At 49.1% G+C, this 375-nt stretch carries 1 pseudogene; it reads left to right on the forward strand.

From position 1 onward, the window contains the following. A pseudogene (locus BFF42_RS21260) lies at positions 1-375 on the forward strand (transposase); the annotation flags it as partial.

Consider the following 375-nt stretch of genomic DNA (forward strand, 5'->3'; position numbering starts at 1 on the left):
CGGAGTTTAAAGCCGAAGCCGTCAAAACGGTTCCTGAAAATCAGCTTTCGATCAGTGAAGGCGCTTCCCGATTATCTGTTCCTGAAGGCACTTTAGGACAATGGGTTACCGCCGCAAGAAAAGGGCTCAATACACCAGGCTCCCGCACAGTGGCTGAGCTGGAATCTGAAGTTATGCAACTGCGTAAGGCTTTAAATGAAGCACGACTTGAGCGAGATATATTAAAAAAAGCAACAGCGTATTTTGCCCAGGAGTCGCTGAAAAATACGCGTTAGTCGAACAATGGCGACAACAATTCCCTGTTGAAGCGATGTGTCGGGTACCTGGTGTATCCAGGAGCGGTTATTACGACCGGGTACAGCATGCCCCCTCAGA

The organism is Shigella sp. FC1661, assembly GCF_001712525.1.
GTDB classification, from domain to species: domain Bacteria; phylum Pseudomonadota; class Gammaproteobacteria; order Enterobacterales; family Enterobacteriaceae; genus Escherichia; species Escherichia coli.